The sequence below is a fragment of the Achromobacter sp. T5-5 genome (genome assembly GCF_055397965.1).
Map to the genome: position 1 here is coordinate 3,918,186 of NZ_AP027919.1, position 19,565 is coordinate 3,937,750.

The 19,565-nt window shown below is 66.8% G+C and carries 12 protein-coding genes; 1 reads left to right on the forward strand and 11 read right to left on the reverse strand.

Annotated elements, in window-relative coordinates; genetic code table 11:
- Window position 1 precedes the first annotated feature (1 nt).
- The 3 genes from ACZ50Q_RS17830 to ACZ50Q_RS17840 form a co-directional block, all read right to left on the reverse strand.
- The gene (locus tag ACZ50Q_RS17830; RefSeq protein ID WP_464079136.1) at window positions 2–1,207 is read right to left on the reverse strand and encodes an ABC transporter substrate-binding protein; all 1,206 of its coding nucleotides are present in this window, start codon (window positions 1,205–1,207) and stop codon (window positions 2–4) included.
- A 20-nt stretch (window positions 1,208–1,227) separates the two neighbouring features.
- Complete coding sequence (locus tag ACZ50Q_RS17835) at window positions 1,228–2,025, reverse strand: GntR family transcriptional regulator (RefSeq protein ID WP_464079137.1); 798 nt, start codon at window positions 2,023–2,025, stop codon at window positions 1,228–1,230.
- 221 nt (window positions 2,026–2,246) lie between these two features.
- Entirely contained in the window at window positions 2,247–8,225 is a 5,979-nt protein-coding gene (locus ACZ50Q_RS17840) for an autotransporter domain-containing protein (protein WP_464079138.1), read from the reverse strand.
- Window positions 8,226–9,400: 1,175 nt separating this feature from the next.
- On the opposite strand from ACZ50Q_RS17840, the gene ACZ50Q_RS17845 reads away from it, so the two are divergent.
- Window positions 9,401–9,730, forward strand: a complete 330-nt coding sequence (locus ACZ50Q_RS17845) for a YciI family protein (protein WP_092581813.1) — start codon at window positions 9,401–9,403, stop codon at window positions 9,728–9,730.
- 19 nt (window positions 9,731–9,749) lie between these two features.
- Here the strand turns inward: ACZ50Q_RS17845 and ACZ50Q_RS17850 are convergent, their stop codons facing one another.
- From ACZ50Q_RS17850 to ACZ50Q_RS17885, 8 genes are all read right to left on the reverse strand, one after another.
- Window positions 9,750–11,441 (reverse strand): GGDEF domain-containing protein, encoded by a 1,692-nt coding sequence (locus ACZ50Q_RS17850; protein WP_464079139.1) that lies wholly within the window; start codon window positions 11,439–11,441, stop codon window positions 9,750–9,752.
- 264 nt (window positions 11,442–11,705) lie between these two features.
- Complete coding sequence (locus ACZ50Q_RS17855; protein WP_464079140.1) at window positions 11,706–13,133, reverse strand: DHA2 family efflux MFS transporter permease subunit; 1,428 nt, start codon at window positions 13,131–13,133, stop codon at window positions 11,706–11,708.
- A 19-nt stretch (window positions 13,134–13,152) separates the two neighbouring features.
- On the reverse strand, window positions 13,153–13,845 hold the full coding sequence (locus tag ACZ50Q_RS17860) for an SDR family oxidoreductase (protein WP_092581810.1): 693 nt from the start codon (window positions 13,843–13,845) through the stop codon (window positions 13,153–13,155).
- 117 nt (window positions 13,846–13,962) lie between these two features.
- On the reverse strand, window positions 13,963–14,559 hold the full coding sequence (locus tag ACZ50Q_RS17865; protein WP_464079141.1) for a TetR/AcrR family transcriptional regulator: 597 nt from the start codon (window positions 14,557–14,559) through the stop codon (window positions 13,963–13,965).
- Window positions 14,560–14,634: 75 nt separating this feature from the next.
- Window positions 14,635–15,171, reverse strand: coding sequence for a YaeQ family protein (locus ACZ50Q_RS17870; protein ID WP_092581808.1), 537 nt, complete (start codon window positions 15,169–15,171; stop codon window positions 14,635–14,637).
- A 580-nt stretch (window positions 15,172–15,751) separates the two neighbouring features.
- Window positions 15,752–17,620 carry a dipeptide ABC transporter ATP-binding protein gene (locus ACZ50Q_RS17875; RefSeq protein ID WP_464082010.1) on the reverse strand — a complete coding sequence of 623 codons (1,869 nt, stop codon included), beginning with the start codon at window positions 17,618–17,620 and terminating at the stop codon, window positions 15,752–15,754.
- Between the two features lie 14 nt (window positions 17,621–17,634).
- Window positions 17,635–18,513, reverse strand: a complete 879-nt coding sequence (gene nikC, locus ACZ50Q_RS17880; protein ID WP_076521406.1) for a nickel transporter permease — start codon at window positions 18,511–18,513, stop codon at window positions 17,635–17,637.
- Window positions 18,510–19,454, reverse strand: a complete 945-nt coding sequence (locus tag ACZ50Q_RS17885; RefSeq protein WP_076521407.1) for an ABC transporter permease — start codon at window positions 19,452–19,454, stop codon at window positions 18,510–18,512. Before ACZ50Q_RS17885 ends, nikC begins: the two co-directional genes overlap by 4 nt.
- Window positions 19,455–19,565: the final 111 nt, after the last annotated feature.

Consider the following 19,565-nt stretch of genomic DNA (forward strand, 5'->3'; position numbering starts at 1 on the left):
ATCAGGCCTTCAGCGGGAAGACGGCGTCGGCCTGGCGGAACTCGGCCGGGAAGATCACCTTGATGTCGCCCCCGATCACCTGCGTGAGCAGCGGCTGGGCGCCGGTGTTCTGGCCGTTGACGAACTTGGTCGGGCCGTAGGGCATCAGGTTGTCCTGGAACGTGCTGGACGCCAGCGCCTCGATGATGGCGGCGCGGTCGGCGGACTTGGCGCGCTCCAGCGCGTCGGCCAGCAGCAGCATCGCCGTGTAGGTCATGAAGACCTCGTAGCTGAAGTAAGCGCCCTTCTCTTCGACGCGGGCCTTGAGCGGCGCCACGCGCGCATCCTTGGGGTTGAACCAGTGGTTGCAGTCGATGATGCCGTTGGCGATGTCCGGGAATTCCTTCAGGAACTTGTAGCTGGACGCCGCTCCGCCCAGGACCGAGTAGATGGCCTTGGGCTGCACTTTCTGCTGCTTCATGGCACGCAGCAGCAAGGCGTATTCGTTGTAGTAGTTGGCCGGAATGACGATGTCGGGATTGACCGACCGCATGCGCAGCACGATGTTGTTGAAGTCGCGCGTCGGGTTCGGGTGCTTGACCACCTCTTTCACCTCGAAACCATGCTGCGGCAGCGACTTGGACAAGAGGGCCGCCGTGCCGGTGCCAAAGAGCGAGTCCTCGTGCACGATCATCACGGTCTTGGCCGGCTTGCCGGCGGCGTCGTTCAGCGCCGCCAGGTCCAGGATGGCGCGTTCGCTGCAGGCGCGGTAGCCCGGCCCGAAGCGGAAGGTGTTCTTCAGGCCGCGCTCGACGATCTGGTCGGCCACGCCCACGTCCACCACATGGGGCAGGTTGTACTTGGCGGCCGTCTGCGTCGTGGCCAGACAGATTGCCGACGCATAGGCGCCCACGATGGCCGCCACACCCGCCTCGTTCATCTTCTCGACTTCGGCCGAGCCCGCCTCGGGACGCGACTGCGCATCGCCCAGCACGGCCTGCAGCGGCGCGCCGCCCAGCGACTTGATGCCGCCCGCCTTGTTGATGTCTTCGATCGCCAGCAGCGCGCCCAGGCGGCATTGCTGGCCGGAATACGCCAGCGCGCCGGTCACCGGGTGCAGCACGCCGACCTTGATGGGCGTGGCGCCCTGCGACCGGGCCACCCAGGGCGCGGACACGAGGGCCGCCGCGGCGGCGGATTGATAGAGGAAAGTGCGGCGCGAATTCATGGGGGGATCTCCGACGGGGTTCAATGAAATTGGGCCGACAGCTCTTCGCTGACCCAGACCTTGGCGTCGATGCTGCCGACGCGCGATAGCTGCAACTGATATTGATAGCGATCGGGGCGGTACAGGCCCTGCAGCAACTGCACGGGCCGGTCATCGACGTCGCGCACCAGGCGCGTCACCGCCAGCAGCGCCGACCCGACCGATACGTCCAGGTGGCGCGCCACCTGTGCATCGGCCAGCCGCGCCGAAATGGTCTGCGTGGCGCCGCCGAATTCCACGCCGGCCGCTTCCAGCAGCATCAGGAGCGGCTCGCGTTCGAGGTCCTCGCGCGTGAAGTCGGCCACGGATTGCGGCACGTAGGTCGTGATGTGGGATAGCGGCCCGGCCTCGGTGCTGCGCACCCGCAGGCTCTTGTGCACGGGCGTGCCTGTCGCGATATGCAGCGCCTCGGCCACGGCGGGCGGCGCGTACACCAGCGTGCTGTCCAGCACCTGCACCGAGGTGCGCAGGCCCATGTTCACGATGTTTTCGAGCAGGCCGGTCAGGTGCGCCTTCTGCTGCGCGGTGGGCGCCGCGGCGCTCTGGGCGCTGGGCGCGCCGCGCAGGGGCCAGGTGCCCAGGCCCGGCCGGCGCGACACCAGGCCGTCGGCCACCAGCATCTCCATCGCCTTGCGGATGGTGATGCGCGCCACGTCGAACTGGTCGGCCAGCGCGTGTTCGCCGGGCACGCCGTCCTGGTCAAACCGCCCCTCCTGCAGCTGTTCGCGCAGGACGAGATAGATCTGGTGGTATTTCGGAAGCGGTAATGAGGTTCCCATGACGGGAACTCTAGGGGTGTCCTAATGTACCGTCAATGGAACAAATGACCGGGCGGGTTGTTCTATCGGGAAAACACTGACGGCATCACGCGCGAAACCTGGGCGGCGGGGATCGACGCGGACGCTGGCGATGAGGGGCTGGAGTGTTTGTTTTAAGGTGTCAGACTGCAATATCACCTGGGAATTGCAGTCTGCCCCCCTATTTCCTGCACCCTATGTCCTCAATACCGCCAGCGCGCGTTCAACGACCCCGCGTGTTCGCGATTTCCGCCGCCGTACTGTCCGCTGTAGTTCAAGCCCAGTGACGCATTCTTGGACACCGCCACTTCCGCGCCCAGCTCGGCAACCGCCGCGTTACGCGCAATCGGTGCACCCGACACCGTGAACGCCTGGCCGCCATCAAACGCCATGGTGGATTGCGGCAACACATCGCCAAACGCATGGCGCCAGCCCAGCGTGGCTTGCAAGCGGCCTTCGGCGCCCCTGACCGTGAAGTCCGTTTGTGCGCGCATGCCCAGCGTGCTGCTGGTTTGCTTGTCGCTGCTGCTTTGGCCGCTCAACGCCGCCGAACCGCCCGATTCCTTGAAGCTGCGGCTGCGCAGGTCGCTCCAGGCCAGCCCCACGAAGGGCTCAAGCGTGGCGCGGTCTGACAAGGGCATGGCATAGCCCAGTTCGGTGAAGAGCTGGGTGGTGCTGGCGCCGTAGTCGGCGGTCAGCTTTTGCGATGCGCCGGCCACGGTGGCGTAGCGTTCGGTGCTGACGTCGTGCCAGGTGTACGACGTGCCGACCAGCAGGTTCAGCTTGCCCGCACCCGCCTCAAACGATTTGCCGCCATAGATGGCCGCGCTGTAGCCGGACACGTCGGCGTTCGACGAGCGATCGTCAACGCGGATCTTGCTGTCGGTGTAGCCGACGGCCCCGCCCACACGCCAGCCGTTGCCCACGGCATGATCGGCGCCAACGAAGACGCCGCCGGTGTGCTGACGGACTTGCGCGGTGTTGTCCGTGGCGTTCTGCGTTTGCCAGTTGCCGACCAGCTCGGCCCACGCGGGCCGGGCATTCGACGACGGCAAGGCGGACGCGGACAGCGTGCCGCCCGCTTGCGCCGTGGGCGCGCCCGGACGCATGCCAGCGTTCAGGTTCGCCCGCAGGTACGACAGCGGTAGCGTGCGCGTAATGCTGCTGGAACCCATCAAGCTGGACGCGACGCTGGCGTGCGCTTCGCCGGACAGGCTGTTGAAGGCAGCAGGCGGCGCGCCTTCGGGCAAGGTCAGGATGTATTGGTGCAGTGCATTGTCGGCCGGCAGGCTGTCCAGCGCATTGGCGACGGCGCGTTGGTTGCCGGTGCGCGCGGCGTCGGCAAAGGCGATGGGGCGAGAGGGCGTGCCAGGCTCTGCCGGCACCTGCTTGCGCCCGAGTTGCAGCGTGACATCCTGCGCGCCGTAGCGCAGGGCTGGCGCCACGAAGGCGTAGTTCGACGACACGTTGTCGAACTGGCCGTTGATGGCGTTGGCGCTCAGGATGGTGTACTGGCGTGTGGTTTCAAAGCCGCCTTCCGGCCCGACGTGCACCACGGAGCCCGCCAGATTGGCAACGCCGCTGACGGCCACGCGGGCGCTGTCGGATGACGCCGGATCGGCCGCCACTTGATAGATGGACCCCGGCATGAAGGTCAGATTGCCCGCCACGTTCAAGGTGCCGTTGACCTTGCCCGGCGCCAGAATGGCGCCGCTTTGCAGCGTGGTCGTGCCGACTTGGCCCTCGCCTTGCAACAGCGTGCCGCTGGCCAAGGTCAAGGCGCCGCCGAGCTTGCCGGTCGATGCAAGGTTCAACGCGCCTTCCTGCACCCGCATGCTGCCGGTGTAGCCGCTGCCGTCACCCGCCACGGTAAGCACGCCCGCCCCTGCCTTGCTCAAGTCACCGCTGCCGCTGATCGCGCCGGACAAGCCGAGCGTGGTGCCGGGCGACACATCGATGCCGCTCGCCTGCGTCAGCGTGATGGCGCGGTTTGTCGTGAAGCTGGCCGTCGTGGCCAGCACGCCGCCGCTCAGCGTCACACCGCCCGTGGCCGCGCCCAGGTTGGCGTCCCTGGACACCGACAACGTGCCCAGGCGCACATCCGTGCCGCCGGTGTAGGTGTTGTCGGCGGTCAGCACCAGGCGGCCGTAATCGGCCTTGGCCAGCTTGCTGGCGCCGGTCAGGGTTGAGGCAATGGTGCCCGTCATGCTGGCGTCCGCCGACGACCCCGCCCCCACTCGGATGATGCTCTCACCGCCCGCGCCTTGCAGCGCGATGGCGTCGCCTTCAATGCGATAGCCATCGGTGGCAATCTGCATGCCGGTGATGCCGATCGCGCCGGCCGAGGCGTCCACCCTGACCGTTCCCGCCCGCGCCTGGAAGACCGCGAAGGTGGGGTTGGGTTGGAACGGACCGTTCAGCGTGCCGTTCGTGTTGGCCCAGTTGCGGCCATCGGCGCGCCAGGTGCCCGCGCCGCCGTCGATGGCGCCGTTATCGTGGCGGGCAATGTCGTCGCCGTCCCAGAAGCCCAGCGTTACGCCGGATATCGAGGCCAGGTTCACTTGTCCGCCCACCGCCGTCTGCACGGCCAACGTGCTGGCATCGATACCAGCGGGCGTGGCGCCCACGGTCAGGCCGTTGTTGACCAAGCTGCCACCGTAGTCGAACAAGCGATAAACGCCAGCGCCAAAGCCGCCTTGGTCCGTCACGTTCAGCGTGCCGGCCAGGGTCAGGTTGCCGCCAACATCAAACAGCGCGTTGTTCGACGCCCGGTCCAGCGTCACGTTGACCTGGCTGGTGCCGGACAGCGACAAGTCGCCACCAATGGTCAGTGTCTGTCCCTGCACGCCTTCCAGCACGCCGCCCGCAAGCGTGGCGTTGCCATCAACGCGGCCGATGCCAGACAGGATGCCCGCGCCGCTTACGGTGACGTCGCCGCCCAGCATGCCCGACAGCCACAGCATCCCGGATTGGACCTGCGTCTGGCCGGCAAAGGCGCTGCTGTCGCCCAACAGTTGCAGCGTGCCCGCGCCTTGCTTGGCCATCGTGCCCGTGCCCGACACAATGCCCGCGTAGGCAGCATCGGTAGCCTGGTTGAACACGACAGCGCCGTTGTTCAGCAGATTGCCCCGAATCGACGCCGCATTGCCCACCAAGGTACCCGTGCGGACTTCGGTGCCGCCCGTATAAGCGTTGGCGCCCGTCAGCACCAGCGTGCCGTAGTCGGCCTTCACAAGCTTGCTTGCCCCGGTCAGGTTCGACGCGATGGTGCCGGTGATGGCCGCGCCGGACACATCGCCCGAGCCCACGCGCACGATGGTTTCCGCGCCGCCAGCCAGCGCAATCGAATCGCCTTCAATGCGGTAACCGTTCGACGCGATCTGCATGCCCGTCACGCTCACCGCACCCGCCGTGTCGTCCACCGTCACGGTGCCTGCCTGGCCCTGGAACACGGCAAAGGTGGGGTTGGGCTGGAAGCGGCCGTTCAGGGTGCCGTCGGCGTTGGTCCAGTTCATGCCATCGGTGCGCCAGGCACCCGAGCCACCATCAATAGCGCTGTTGTCACGCTGCGCGCCATTGCTGCCGTCCCAGAAGCTCAGCGTGGCGCCGGCGCTGGACATCAGGTTGACCTGGCCGTTGACGGCCGTCTGGATGCGCAGGTCAGCGGCCGTAACACCTGTGGGTGCGGCGCCGATGGCCAGCGTGTTCGCGGTCAGCGTGCCGCCATAGTCGAACAGGCGGTAGACGCCGGGGCCAAACCCGCCATCGTCGGTGACGTTCAGCGTGCCGGCCAAGGCCAGGTTGCCCTGCACATCGAACAGCGCGTTGGACGGGGCATTGCCCAACGCCACATTGACCTGGCTGGCATTGTCCAGCGTGAGATCGCCGCTGATGGTCAGCGTGCCGCCTTGCGCGCCTTGCAGCGTGCCGCCCGTCAGCGTGACGTTCTGGCCGATGGTGCCGGTGCCCGACAGGATGGCGGTATTGCCGATCGCGGCATTGCCGCTTAGCGCGCCCGTCACATGCAGGCGGCCACCCACCACGTCCGCATTGCCGCCCAGTTGATTGGCCACGGTCAGCATGCCGGCCTGCACGCGCGTCGTGCCGGTGTAGGCGCTGTTGTCCGCACTGAGGGTCAGTGCGCCCGCGCCGGTTTTCTCGAAGATGCCGCTGCCGGAGATCTGGCCGGCGTAGCTGCCGTTGGCCGCTTGCGCAAAGCGCAGCGTGCCCGCGGCGCCGATGGTGGCGTTGCCGCCATAGCGCGAGGCCTCGCTGGCAAGCGTGCCTTGTTCGATGTTCCAGTTCAGCGCGTTCGTGCCGGCCAGGGTCAGGACGCCCGCCCCACGCTTGGTATTGCTGCCGGTGCCTGACATCGAACCCGCGGCGCTGCCGTCCACGCCCTGGTCGAAGACGACCGAGCCATTGTTGAGCAAGTCGCCACGGATCGACGCGATGTTGCCGATCAGGGTGCCGGCCAGCACCTGCGTGCTGGCATGCGTGTTGATGCCCGATAGCGTCAGCGTGCCGGCGCCGTCCTTGACGAAAGCACCCGTGCCCGAGACCGTGCCGGTCAAGCCCAGTTCCGTGCCGTTTGCCACATTGAATGTGCCGTTCTGCGCCAAGGAGACGTTGCGATTCGTGTCGAAGCTGTCGGTCGTAGCCAGCGTGCCACCGGCCATCTCCAGGTTGCCGATGGCCGCGCCCAGACTGACGTCGGCCGATACCGACAGCGTGCCGCCCTGGATAACGGTGCCGCCCGAATACGTGTTGGCGCCGGACAGCGTCAACGTGCCCGCGCCGGTTTTGGTGAGCTGACCGGTGCCGTCCAGCACCGTCGAGGTGCCCACGTCGAAGCCGTTGGAATCCAGGTACATGCCGCCCGCGCCCAGCGTGATATCGCCGGCGGTGAAGCCCTGGAAGAGGTTGGTTTGCGAGGCTGTCGCCCGCAGCACACCGCCATTGAAGTCGACGGTGCTTATCGGGGTGCCGGCATGTCTTTCAACGTACGCTGTCTGCAGAACCCCTCGGCCGGTCGCGTCCGAACCGTTGATTTCCGCAGATCCGCCCATACCGGTGATCTCTACCTGCTGGGCGCTCAATGTGGCGCCCCCGTCCACGATCACCGAGCCCGTCCCGCCTGCTCCGCTGCCCAGGATCAACCCGAATTGGCTGTCCCATCGTGAATTTGCGCCAGAGACCAGGGCGCTCCCGTTTGCACCACTGCCGACGAAGCTCTTCACGGCCGATAGCTGAGCGCCGTTTATGACTTGCAACGAGCCATCCCCGCCCAAGGCCCCACCTATCTCAAAGTAGTTGGCCGACCACGTCGAATCTGCTCCCGTAACGGTTGCGTCACCGCCATACGAAGAGGAAGCGACGCGCACGTCGTGGGACGTCAATTGAGCGCCGTTGCTAACAATCAATTGCGCAGCGGCGTCCGCACCGACGTATACATCGGACGTCACACTTCCCAACCGCGCCGAAGCGCCCGTCAACTCCATGCCGCCTTTGGAAACAATGATCTGACCTGTCGCGGTGCTTGCACCCGACAGCCGCAGCAGGCCGGTCCCAAGGTTGATCAACGAACCAGAGCCGCTGATGTTGCCGGCGTAGTCGATAGTGCCGATTCTGTTGAAACCGACCGACGAGTTGTTGACGATATCGCCCGCGATTGAGCCCGTGATGCCGCCCTGGCCGATGTACAGGGTGCCCGCGGATACGGTCGTTCCGCCCGTATACGTGTTAGTGCCGGTAAGCACCCCCCCGCTGCTGCTGTTGACCACCAAGGAACCAGAACCTGTGATGTCCATGCCCAGCGCGTAGTACCCGGACTGGTTGAAGTTGATCGTTCCGTTGTTGATCAGGGGGGCCAGGAAGCTGATCGTGCCGCCCGTCGCTGCGTTGGGCGACGCGTTTCCGATATTGAGGGTGCCATTGGCGTTAATGGTGAACGTCCCACTATTCATGAAGCTCAGGCCCCCCTGACCCAGGTTCAGCACGCCGGCTCCGCCACCGGTTCCGCCGCCTACCACCAGCACCCTCCCCGCGCCGAGGAATTGCAGGGTGGAATTGCCGTCTACAGTCACCGTGCCGTTGCCGCCTTGGCCGCCTGTCGGCACGGACGCCGAGCCACCGCCGCCAGCGCCGCCGATCTGTAGCGCCCCATTCTGAATAACCAGCATGGAGCCTGTCAGCGTCAGTTCGCCGTCTCCGCCGCGGCCACCGGTGGCTCCCAGACTGTTACCTCCGCCCGCCCCGCCCACCAGTACTGAGCGGGATGCGAACAACACCGTACCGTTGGCCGTCAGGCTGCCCGCCGTGCCGTCCCCACCATCCGCGAATGTACCGGCACCGCCGCCCCCTCCACCAATACCGATGTAGTCGTACAGTGGGGGTAGCGGGTTGAGAGCGCCCGAGGAAGCCGCTTGGGCGCCCTGGCCTGCCGTACCCGTAAAAGACGTTCCGTCGAGGCGGACAATAGCGCCGCCATCGGCGCCAGCCCCACCGGTGCCCACGCCGCCGCCAGCCCCCAGCGCGCCACCGCCGCTGCCGCCGCCTCCAGAACCGTCCGTTGGGCCGCCTGCGCCGCCGCCGCCACCAACGCCGCTCTGCCCGCCTGAGGTGCCAGATGCGCCGCCAGCGCCACCGTCGGTACCACCGCTGCTTGCGCCGCTCGAGCCATCACCCACTGTCCCATCGCCACCGCGCGCCAAACCACCCCCCGCGCCGCCGCTGGCGGCAGCCCCGCCGCCGCCGCCGCCGCCACCAATACCACCGCCTCCACCGCTGCCAGCGGGAGAAGCGCCAGCCGCCACGCCGCCATTGCCACCGTTGCCCACCAGCAGGCTGTCCGCGAACGACGGGGTTACAGCAAGAGGCATGCAGGTTGCAGCGGCAAGCGCCAGATAGCCGGGGCTAAGTCTCAGCTTGCGGGCGGCAGAGGGGGTACGCATGGGCAATGTCTCACGTGAGAGGGTTGTTGTTGTTGACGTAAGCAAGCCCGGCATACAAGGTTTATTGTTAGCCGGGATATTCAATCGGACGTGCCACTACAGGCGAAGCAAACATGGGGGGATGCGGCAAGGCCGTCAGTGCGGCCTGCCGGGCGCCGCTGTTCTTGTTCAATCAGCGCGGCTAATTCCGATCCGTGGAAATTGCCGGATTGATGACAAAACCGTGCGCCGACTACCCCTGTTATCGGCGGGTCAGCGCGAAAATTTAGGGATGCTTCAGATTTATTGTTGTCTGCGTCCCTATTAAGTAGGCTGCCCAGCTATTTACTCGAAATCACCTCACCTGTTCAAGAATTTCCCGACAAGGGATAACCCCAACAGGGAATAACGTCAGGAGACGATTCATGCCAACGTTCATCACCATCGGGTATGGGGATCAAGCGGGTTATGACCGCACCCCGCACAACGTAAGAAACGCCGCTCACGCGCATGACAAGCAATTGCAGGATGATGGCGTGTTGATGGGCATTGCGGGCGCCCCGGTCCAGGTGCGCAACACCGACGCGGTTCGGGTGGAAACGATGAACGAGCCGTATATGAGATCAGCCTTGCCGGTGGCCGGCTTTGCCATTATCGAAGCCGCGGACTTGGCCGAGGCGATAGCGCTGGCGTCTCGCACGCCGTGCGCCGTTGCCCACGGCGTGGTTGAAGTGTGGCCGCTGGAACAGCCGTAGCAAGGCAACCACGCCAGGATCATCGGAAAAACACGGATTCGATCCGGTTGCGCCCTCGTTGCTTGGCGTAATAGAGCGCGCGGTCGCTGCGGCTGAGCGCCAGCTCCGCGTCGTCGTCCTTCGTATGCAGCGTGGAAATGCCAATGCTGACCGTCAGCGGTATGTCCCGCCCGCCCGACGAATACGGGGTATCCGCGATGCGGCGCTGCACGTTGCGAGCGAATACGTGCGCGCGCGCGATGTCGGTGTCGGGCAGCACGACGGCGAACTCCTCGCCGCCGATGCGCCCGACCAGGTCGATCTCGCGCAACTGCGTGCGCAGCATGGCCGCGAAATGCTGCAGCACACCATCGCCGATCGCGTGGCCCCACGTGTCGTTGATGTGCTTGAAGTGGTCCAGGTCGCACATCAGCACCGCCGATCCCGGGCCGCCGTGGCCCTTGAGCCGCGCCAGCTCCGCGGCGATGCGCGTCATGAAATGGCGGCGGTTGGGCAAGGTGGTCAGCGCATCGGTGGCCGCCAGTTCGCGCAGTTCGAGTTCGGCGCGCTTGCGATCCGTGATGTCGGTGACGAACCCATGCCAGACCACGCCGTTGTCCGCGTCGCGCCGCGGGCTGGCATCGCCCTGCCGCCAGCGCACGCCCTGCAGCGGCAGGCATACGCGGAATTCCAGGTGCCAGGGCGCCTGCGCCGCCGCCGCGGCCTGCAATGACGACAGGTAGGCAGGCAGGTCCTCGGGATGGATGCGCTGCTCGATGGCGGTGGTGCGGGCGCGCACGTCGTCGGCGGTGAGCTCGAACATGTCCCAGATGCCCGCGCTGACGTACGAGAACCACGACCCGCCCTCGGGCACCGGGCGGCACTGGAAGACCAGGCCGGGCACGGCGTCGGTCAGGTTGACGACGAGGTCCGCCGTGCGCTGCAGGCGCTCGGACATGGCGCGCACCGCGCTGATGTCGGTCGTGGTGCCCATCATGCGCAGCGCCCTGCCCGACTCGTCGCGGCTGATCACCTTGCCGCGGCTGCATATCCACTTGTAGCTGCCGTCCTTGCAGCGGATGCGGTGCTCGACCTCGTAGCTGTCGGTCTTGCCGTCGAAGTGGTCCTGCATGGCCGCGCAGACGTACGCCAGGTCGTCCGGATGCAGGCGGGTGTAGGCGTCCTCGATGCGTGTCGAGAGTTCGGATTCGCCGTAGCCGAGCAGCGCCTTCCAGCCGGGCGAATAGGTGATTTCGCCCGTCACCACATTGCGGTCCCACACGCCCGTGCCGCTGCCGGCGATGGCCAGGGACAGCTTGCGGGCCTCGTCGCGCCAGGTGTCTTCGTCGGCGCGTTCGCAGGCCAGGGCATGGCGCTTTTCGACGGCGGTGGCGGCCAGGCTGGCCAGATCCTGCAGCGCCTGCCGGTCCTCGTCGGTGACCTCACGCGGCTTTCCGTGCAGCAGCCGGAAAGCGCCCAGCAGACGGCCATCGGCGGCGCGCACGGGGCATTCGAGGGACCAGGGGAGTTCCGCCGTCACGGAGGGCAGCGCGCCGGACACCGCCTGCCACACGCCATCGGCGTCGGTGCAGGCCACCCGCGCCATGTCCACGCCAAACAGGCGCCGCGCCAGGCGCGCCAGCTTGTCCAACGGGCCGTCCGCTTCAGGCTGCGCGCCGTCCGCGTCGTCGACACGCGCAGGGGATGGAGACGCGTCACCGGTAGCGGGCATTTCGGGACCTGATCAATACGGGATTCATCAATACGGCCGAGCTGAGCGTGGCTGACATTCTGTCACGTTCCGCACCAAAATTGCATCATTTTGATGGTGCGCCGGTACGATCGTTCCCGTCCCAAACGGCGTTTCAGAGCCATCCCTGGCGCGAGGCCATGCGCCTGCGCCAGTCCCGTCTAGCTGTCCCCGAAAGCGACCGCAAGAAGGGCCGCCGGCGCGCCGATCAGGAATCGCGCCGGCCCGCCCGCATTGCCACCGCGTTCAGGCCGCCTTCGGCCGCGTGTCCACCGGCAGGCACAGCAGCGCCGTCAGCAGCGCCAGCGCCACGTGCCCGGCATAGATCAGCGAGAAATCGGCGTGGCTGGCCGCCCCCTGCCCCAGCAACAACACCGTGATCGCCACGCCCAGCACCCCGCCGATCTGGCGCGTGGCCTGATTCACCGCGCTGCCCACCGCGTAATGCCGGGCCGGCAGCCGGTTCACCGCCGCGCCGGACAGCGACGGCAGCACCATGCCCACGCCGATGCCGCTCAGCACCAGTCCGGGGAGCCATTCGCGCAGGTACGCCGGTTCCGCGCCGGGCACGAGCAGGAACCACAACCCGCTGGCCGCATACACCAGCGCGCCGCCCACCAGGAACGGGCGATGGCCCATCCGCGCGGCCAGACGTCCGGTAATGATCGCCGTGGGCATCACCAGCAGCGGCCCGGGCGTGACCGCCAGCCCCGCGCGCGGCAGGCTGTAATGCCACACGCCCGTCATGTAGAAAAAGAACGCGAAGAACATCATGGCGAACGCAATGCCGAAGCTGAACGTCGCCAGATTCACGTAGCGGTACGTCCGGTGCTGAAAGAGCGCCAGGTCCACCAGCGGGTGCGGCGTGGCGCGGGCCCATGCAACGAAGGCGATCATAGAAATCACGCCCACCGCGGCCGCCACCGCCAGCTCGCCGCGCTGCCATGACGGCGATTCCGACTGCACGATGGCCAGCGCCAACGCGCCCACGCCCACGATCAACAGCGCCATGCCCACGCCGTCCACGCGGCGGCGCGCCTCGGGCTTGACCGACTCCCGAAGCAGCCCCGCGCCAAACCACAGCGACACCGCGCCCAGCGGCAGGTTGATGTAGAACGCCCACGGCCAGCCCGCCACGTCCACCACGAAGGCCCCCAGGCTGGGCCCGACCGCCGCCGCCAGCCCGCCCACGGCGCCCCACAGGCTGACCGCGACCGCACGCTGCGACGCCGGAAACGCCGCCAGCACGATCGACAGCGAGGCCGGCGTCAGCAGCGCCGCGCCAACCGCCTGCAGCACCCGCGCGGCGATGAGCCACTGCTCGGTGCCGGCCAGCCCGCAGGCGGCCGACGCCGCCAGGAACAGCAGCACCCCGCCCATGAACATGCGCTTGCGGCCATGGGTATCGGCCAGTCCCCCCGCCGGGATCAGCATGGCGGCATACACCACCGTATAGGCATTGAGCACCCAGGACATGTCGGCGGCCGACGCCTGCGGAAACCCCTCGCGCAGCGCGCCGAACGCCGCGTACAGCATCGTGCTGTCCAGCGACACCAGGAACACCGCGATGCTGGCGACCCAGAACACAGGCCAGGGAGACGCGGCGGGCGGCGCGGTCGCGGCGCTGTCGCCGGCGCCAGGAAGGGAAGCGGTCGAAGTCGAATGGGCACGCATGATGGCCGATGGCTCCCGATCAAAGATAAACGGCCGGATTGGCGGACAGGCCCTGCTTGACCTGGCGGGTCCGCTCGTCGGCCAGCACCTCCTCGTCACCCGCTTCCAGCGCGTCCAGCGCCTGCGCCACGATGGCCTGCGGCGTGGACTTCGGCGCGTCGATCTCCTTGGTCATTTCCGTGTCCACGAACCCCATGTGCAGGCCCAGCACCTGGGTGCCCTGACCGCGCAGCTCATGACGCAGGCCGTTCGTCAACGCCCAGGCGGCCGACTTGCTCAGGCCGTACGCGCCCAGCACCGGATTGTTGGTCCAGCTTGCGATCGACAGCACGTTCAGCATCGCGCCGCCGCCGTTCGCCGCCAGCACCGGCGCAAACGCCTGCGCCACGAGCAGCGGGCCAAACAGATTGACGTCCAGATGGCGCCGCACCGACGCCACGCTGCCGGGCGCAAGGAATCCGCCCATCTCCGCAATGCCCGCATTGTTGATGACCAGCGTCACATCCCCGGCCTGCTCGGCCGCGGCGGCCACGTCCTCGGCGCGGGTCACGTCCAGCTTGACCGGCACCACCCCTTCCAGCGTGATGCCAGACGGATCGCGCGCGGCGGCGTAGACCTTGCGGGCGCCTCGGGCGAGCGCCTCGCGGGCAAAAGTCAGCCCCAGGCCGCGATTGGCCCCGGTGATGAAAACAACGGCGTTCTTGAGTTCCATGATGTCAGTCCTGATCGGTGGTGTAAGCGGATGATGGGGGTGGACTATCCACAAATATGATGATCATCATATTTGTGGATGAAAGAAAGGCCGCGCATGCGGCCAATGGATAAGCAATCAGTGGGAGTCGGCGGGACCCTCGTGGTCGTACTGGTCCAGAATCGATTGGCGGGCCGACGCCAGCACCGCGCGGCCGCGGTCGTTGTCGCCCAGCGCGCGGGCCAGTTGCAACGCGCCGACCAGCGTGCTGAGCACCGCCGCCGCCGCGTGTTCGCCAGCGCTGGCCGGCAGCAGCCGCCGGATAGTGTCGAGCAGGCGCTCGACGCGCCCCGCGGCGGCCTCGCGCACGCCTTCGGATTGACGCGGAATCTCCGAGGCCAGCGCGGCCAGCGGACAGCCGGTTTCGCAACCCGCCAGATGCGCGGGCCCCAGATAGGACTCCACCCAGGCGCGTAGCGCACTGGCGCCTTCGGCACGGCGGCGCGCCATGGCTTGGTTCAGGCGCTCGGCGCCATCCTGACCGGCGCGCTCCATCGCCGCGGCCAGCAACGCATCGCGCGACGGGAAATGCGCATAAAAGCCGCCGTGCGTCAGCCCGGCCTCCTTCATGATGTCCGCGACGCCCACCCCCGCATACCCGCCACGCCGAATGGCGCGCGCGGCCGCATCGACGATGCGTTCGTGGGATTGTTCCTTGCGGCGGGAAGTGGCCATGATCGGGGCAATCAAAATATGATGATCATCATATTAAGCGTGCCCGCGCCCGCCGCGCAACCCCCGGCCCCAATTTCAGCGCCAGGCCTCCGGCTCGATGCTGACCTCGCCCTTTTCCGCCGAAAAATACACCACGCCGTCCGAGATATTGGCGTTCAACTGCATCGTGCGCTCGGCCAGCTTGCCCAGCGCCCGCGTCTGCTCCGCCGGCAGATTCACCACCTTCAGATTGCGCGTGCGCTCCAGCTTGTTGCGCACCCCGTCCCACCAGATCTTGCTGGCCGAACCGCCATAGCAATACACGATCACCTCGTCAGCACGCCCGCAGGCACGCAGGATGCGGCGCTCTTCCGGCTGGCCCACCTCGATCCACAGCTTGACCTCTCCGGTCAGATCCTTCACCCACAGATCCGGTTCATCCGTGTCGCTCAGCCCCTTGGTGAACGAAAGCTCTTCCTGCGCATGCAAGGCAAACGCCAGCAGGCGGACCATCATCCGTTCATCCGTTTCAGAAGGATGACGCGCCACCGTCAGCCCGTGGCTGCCGTAATAGTGACGGTCGGTATCGGCGACATTCAGGTCGGCCTTGTAGATGGTGGCGCGCAGGGCCATGGCGAGAGTCCGTTCAAAAAAGCGAATTTCGGGAAGGCCGCCATGATAACCGCCCGCCCCCGGCGCCAAGGCGGCCGGGCACACCACCGCCAACGGTGTCTGACACCCGGGAATGCCTGCGGCGGATTGACGGAGATCACAAGGGCGTCAGACCCCGAAAAAGGCGCGCAGCGTCATCACCACGACGCAAGACGCCCAAACGCCAAAGAAGGCCGCCCGCGCGGCCGATTTTGGCGACCCCGCAAGACCTTCCCTAAACACCCCGACCGCCGCCAGAACGCCAAGCAAACAACTCGCCCCGCCAGCCTGCGCCCGCAATCGACGGAGCGGTCGGTGACGGGTCGGGCGTGAGCGAGGGGCGTCGATGCGCCCAAGGGAATCCGAAGGCCGCCGCCGCAGGCGGCAACGAGGATGACGCAGGGTCCGTCCGGAGCGAAGGCTCCGGACCGCAATCGTGGCCCCTCGCTCGCGCCCGGCCCGGCGCCGGCCGCGGCCCAAGAACCACCCCCGCCACCAGCAAAGCCAGCAAAGCCATCAGAGACATCAAAGCCAGCAATGACAGCAACCCAGCCCTACCGCCTCAATAAACCCCAATGGCATGCCGAGCCACAAAATGCCCATCCCCCACCGCAACCAGAGGCTCGACCAGCGGATCATCCCCCACCCGGCGCACCGGACTGGGAATCTCATCCACCAGCAGCGACCGCTCCCGATGCCGCCGCTGCGGATCCGCGATCGGCACCGCCGCCATCAGCTTCTTCGTATAAGGATGCTGCGGATTTTCAAAGATCGCCCGCCGCGGCCCGATCTCCACGATCTGGCCCAGGTACATCACCGCAACCCGGTGGCTCACCCGCTCCACCACCGCCATATCGTGCGAAATGAACAGGAACGACACCCCCAGCTCGCGCTGCAGATCCAGCAGCAGATTCACGATCTGCGCCTGGATCGACACATCCAGCGCCGACACCGACTCATCCGCAATCACCACCTTGGGATTTAACGCCAGCGCCCGCGCAATGCAGATCCGCTGCCGCTGCCCGCCTGAAAACTCGTGCGGATACCGGTCGATCATTTCCGGCAGCAGCCCGCACTTGTCCATCAGCCAGCGCACGCGCTCCTGCGCCTCCTTGCCGCGCGCCACCTTGTGGATCAGCAGCGGCTCCATGATCGAATAGCCCACCGTCATCCGCGGATCCAGCGACGCGAACGGGTCCTGGAAAATGAACTGCATGTGCTGGCGCAGCGTCTGCATCGCGCTGCCGCGCAGCGCGCCCAGATTCTTGCCGTCGAATTCAATCGACCCGCTCTTGCTCTTGACCAGTTGCAGCAGCGAGCGGCCCGTCGTCGTCTTGCCGCAGCCCGACTCGCCCACCAGCGACAGCGTCTCGCCCGGGTACAGATCGAAGCTGACCTTTTCAACCGCGTGCACGCGCTTCTGCACCCGGCCCAGGATGCCGCCCGGGATATCGAAGCTGGTCGTCAGATCGCGCACCTTGAGCACCGGACCGTTTTCGCGGCGCACCGTGGACGGCTCGGCCACGGGCGTGTCCACCAGCCCGGCCGGATCCAGCACCCGCGCGGCCTCGTCCACCTTCAACAGCGGAAACGGCGCCGGCTCGTCCGTGCCCTGCATCGCGCCCAGGCGCGGCACGGCCGACAGCAAAGCGCGCGTGTAGGCATGCTGCGGCCGCGCGAAGATCTCGTCCGAACCGCCCTCTTCCACCTTGTCGCCGCGGTACATCACCAGCACCCGGTCGGCCACTTCGGCCACCACGCCCATATCGTGCGTGATGAAAATCACGCCCATGTCCATTTCTTCCTGGAGCTGGCGGATGAGCTGCAGGATCTGCGCCTGGATCGTCACGTCCAGCGCCGTCGTCGGCTCGTCGGCGATCAGCAGTTGCGGCTTGCACGACAGCGCCATCGCGATCATCACGCGCTGGCGCATGCCGCCCGACAACTGGTGCGGATAGCGGTCCAGGATGGCGCGCGCCTCCGGAATCCGCACGCGCTCCAGCATGCGCAGCGTCTCAGCCCGCGCCGCCGCCGCGTCCAGTCCCTGGTGCAGCTGCAGGGCCTCGGCGATCTGGTTGCCCGCCGTGAAGCTGGGATTCAGCGACGTCATCGGCTCCTGGAAGATCATGGCCACGTCGGCGCCACGCACGCGCTGCAACGTGGAATCGGGCGCATTGCCCAGGTCCAGCACGTCGCCGCTGCGCCTGCGCAGCAGCATGCCGCCATTGACGATCTGCCCGCCGCCATACTCCACCAGGCGCATCAGCGCCAGCGACGTCACCGACTTGCCCGAACCGGATTCGCCCACGATGGCCAGGGTTTCGCCGCGGTCGACGTGGAAAGAAACATTGCGCACCGCTTCCACAATGCGTTCGGGCGTCTTGAATCGCACCGTCAGGTCGTTGACCTGCACGACGCGTTTGGGGTCCATGGTTGCCATAGTGATTACTTTTCCTGACGCGGATCGAGCGCGTCGCGCAACCCGTCGCCCAGCAGATTGAAGCCCAGCACCACCAGGAAAATGGCCGATCCGGGAAAGATCGACATCCAGGGCGCCTGGGTCATGAAGTTCTTGGCCGTGTTCAGCATCGAGCCCCACGACGGCGTCGGCGGCTGCAGGCCCAGGCCCAGAAAGGACAGGCTGGCCTCGGCGATGATGGCCGTGGCGATCGTGATGGTGGCCTGCACGATCAGCGGCGGCATCACGTTGGGAAACACATGCCGCCCGATGATGCGCAGGTCGGACGCGCCCAGCGCGCGGGCGCTCTGGACGTAGTCTTCGTTCTTGACCGCCAGCACCTGCCCGCGCGTCAGCCGGATGAACTTGGGCGCGGCCGACACGCCGATGGCGATCATCGCGTTGGTCAGGCTGGGCCCCAGGAAAGCGGCCAGCGCAATGGCCAGGATCAGGAAGGGAATCGCCAGCAGCGCCTCGGTGGCGCGCGAAATCACGCTGTCGGTCCAGCCGCCGAAGTAGCCCGCGGCCAGGCCGAACGGCACGCCCACGATCAGCGCGATCAGCACCGACACCAGGCCGGCCATCAGCGAGGCGCGCGCGCCATACACCATGCGGCTGAAGATGTCGCGTCCGAGCTCATCCGTGCCCAGCCAGTGGGCCGCCGAGGGCGCCTTGCGGATGGTGGTGAAGCTGGTCTGCAGCGGATCGTGATTGACGATCAAGGGGGCCAGCACGGCCACCACCACGAAGAACAGCACGATGCCCAGGCCGAGCATCGCGATGCGGTTGCGTTTGAACTTGCCCCACGCGCGATTGCGGCTGCGGGGCGGCGTGACGGCTGCGGCCGTTGCAGGAATTGCGCTCATGAGTGCCTCAGGCGGGGATTGACCAGGATGTACAGGATGTCGGCCAGCAGGTTCATCAGGATGAAGCCCACCGCCACGCAGAGCACCACGCCCTGCACCACCGCGTAGTCGCGGGTGAACACCGCGTCGACCACCAGCTTGCCGAAGCCCGGGATCGTAAAGACCTGTTCCGTCAGCACGGCGCCCGCCAGCAGTTCGCCGAACAGCAGCGTCACCAGCGTGACAATCGGCATCAGCGCGTTGCGCAGCGCATGGCGCAGCACCACGCCGCGCGGCGACACGCCCTTGGCGCGGGCCGTGCGCACGTAATCGGCGGACAGCGCCTCCAGCATGGACGAACGCGTGTGCCGCATGAGATACGCCGCGATCGCGGTGGACAGCACCAGCGACGGCATCAGCATGGTCTTGATCGACAGCCAGAAGTCTTCGGATGGCGACACGTAGCCCGAGGCCGGCAGCAGCTTCCACTGCACCGACACCACCATGATCAGGATGATGCCCAGCCAGAAGTTGGGAATGGACATGCCCGAGAGCGCCGCGATGTTGGCGCCCATTTCAACGGGCTTGCCCTTGCGCACGGCGGCGATGATGCCCATGGGGATCCCCACCAGCAGCGCAAAGAACATGGCCATGGCGGCCAGTTGCAGGGTCACGGGCAGCTTCTGCGCGATCAGCGTGGTGACAGGCACGTCGGTGCGCAGGGACTTGCCCAGGTCGCCTTGCAAAACCTGTCCGGCCCAGGCCGCGTATTGCATCGGCAAGGGGTCGTTCAGGCGGTATTTGTCGCGCAGGTAGTCCAGCACGGCCGGATCGCGCTCTTCGCCGGCCAGGGTCAGCACGGGGTCGCCGGGCAGGATTTTCTGCAGCATGAAGACGATCATCGACACCAGTATCAGTGTCGGGATCGCGACGATCACGCGGCGCAAGATGAGTTTAAGCATGTGGGAAACCGTAAAACAGGAACGGCGGACGGCGCCGGACGGATCGGGCGCGGCACGCGGGCGCCGCAAAACAACAGCCGGACGCGCAAGCGCGTCCGGCGGGCGCGGCGG

Coding starts and splice junctions, on each gene's coding strand:
- ACZ50Q_RS17830 (WP_464079136.1), bottom strand. CDS start 1,207: ATGAATTCGCGCCGCACTTTCCTCTATCAATCCGCCGCCGCGGCGGCC.
- ACZ50Q_RS17835 (WP_464079137.1), bottom strand. CDS start 2,025: ATGGGAACCTCATTACCGCTTCCGAAATACCACCAGATCTATCTCGTC.
- ACZ50Q_RS17840 (WP_464079138.1), bottom strand. CDS start 8,225: ATGCTGGTTATTCAGAATGGGGCGCTACAGATCGGCGGCGCTGGCGGC.
- ACZ50Q_RS17845 (WP_092581813.1), top strand. CDS start 9,401: ATGCCAACGTTCATCACCATCGGGTATGGGGATCAAGCGGGTTATGAC.
- ACZ50Q_RS17850 (WP_464079139.1), bottom strand. CDS start 11,441: ATGCCCGCTACCGGTGACGCGTCTCCATCCCCTGCGCGTGTCGACGAC.
- ACZ50Q_RS17855 (WP_464079140.1), bottom strand. CDS start 13,133: ATGCGTGCCCATTCGACTTCGACCGCTTCCCTTCCTGGCGCCGGCGAC.
- ACZ50Q_RS17860 (WP_092581810.1), bottom strand. CDS start 13,845: ATGGAACTCAAGAACGCCGTTGTTTTCATCACCGGGGCCAATCGCGGC.
- ACZ50Q_RS17865 (WP_464079141.1), bottom strand. CDS start 14,559: ATGGCCACTTCCCGCCGCAAGGAACAATCCCACGAACGCATCGTCGAT.
- ACZ50Q_RS17870 (WP_092581808.1), bottom strand. CDS start 15,171: ATGGCCCTGCGCGCCACCATCTACAAGGCCGACCTGAATGTCGCCGAT.
- ACZ50Q_RS17875 (WP_464082010.1), bottom strand. CDS start 17,620: ATGGACCCCAAACGCGTCGTGCAGGTCAACGACCTGACGGTGCGATTC.
- nikC (WP_076521406.1), bottom strand. CDS start 18,513: ATGAGCGCAATTCCTGCAACGGCCGCAGCCGTCACGCCGCCCCGCAGC.
- ACZ50Q_RS17885 (WP_076521407.1), bottom strand. CDS start 19,454: ATGCTTAAACTCATCTTGCGCCGCGTGATCGTCGCGATCCCGACACTG.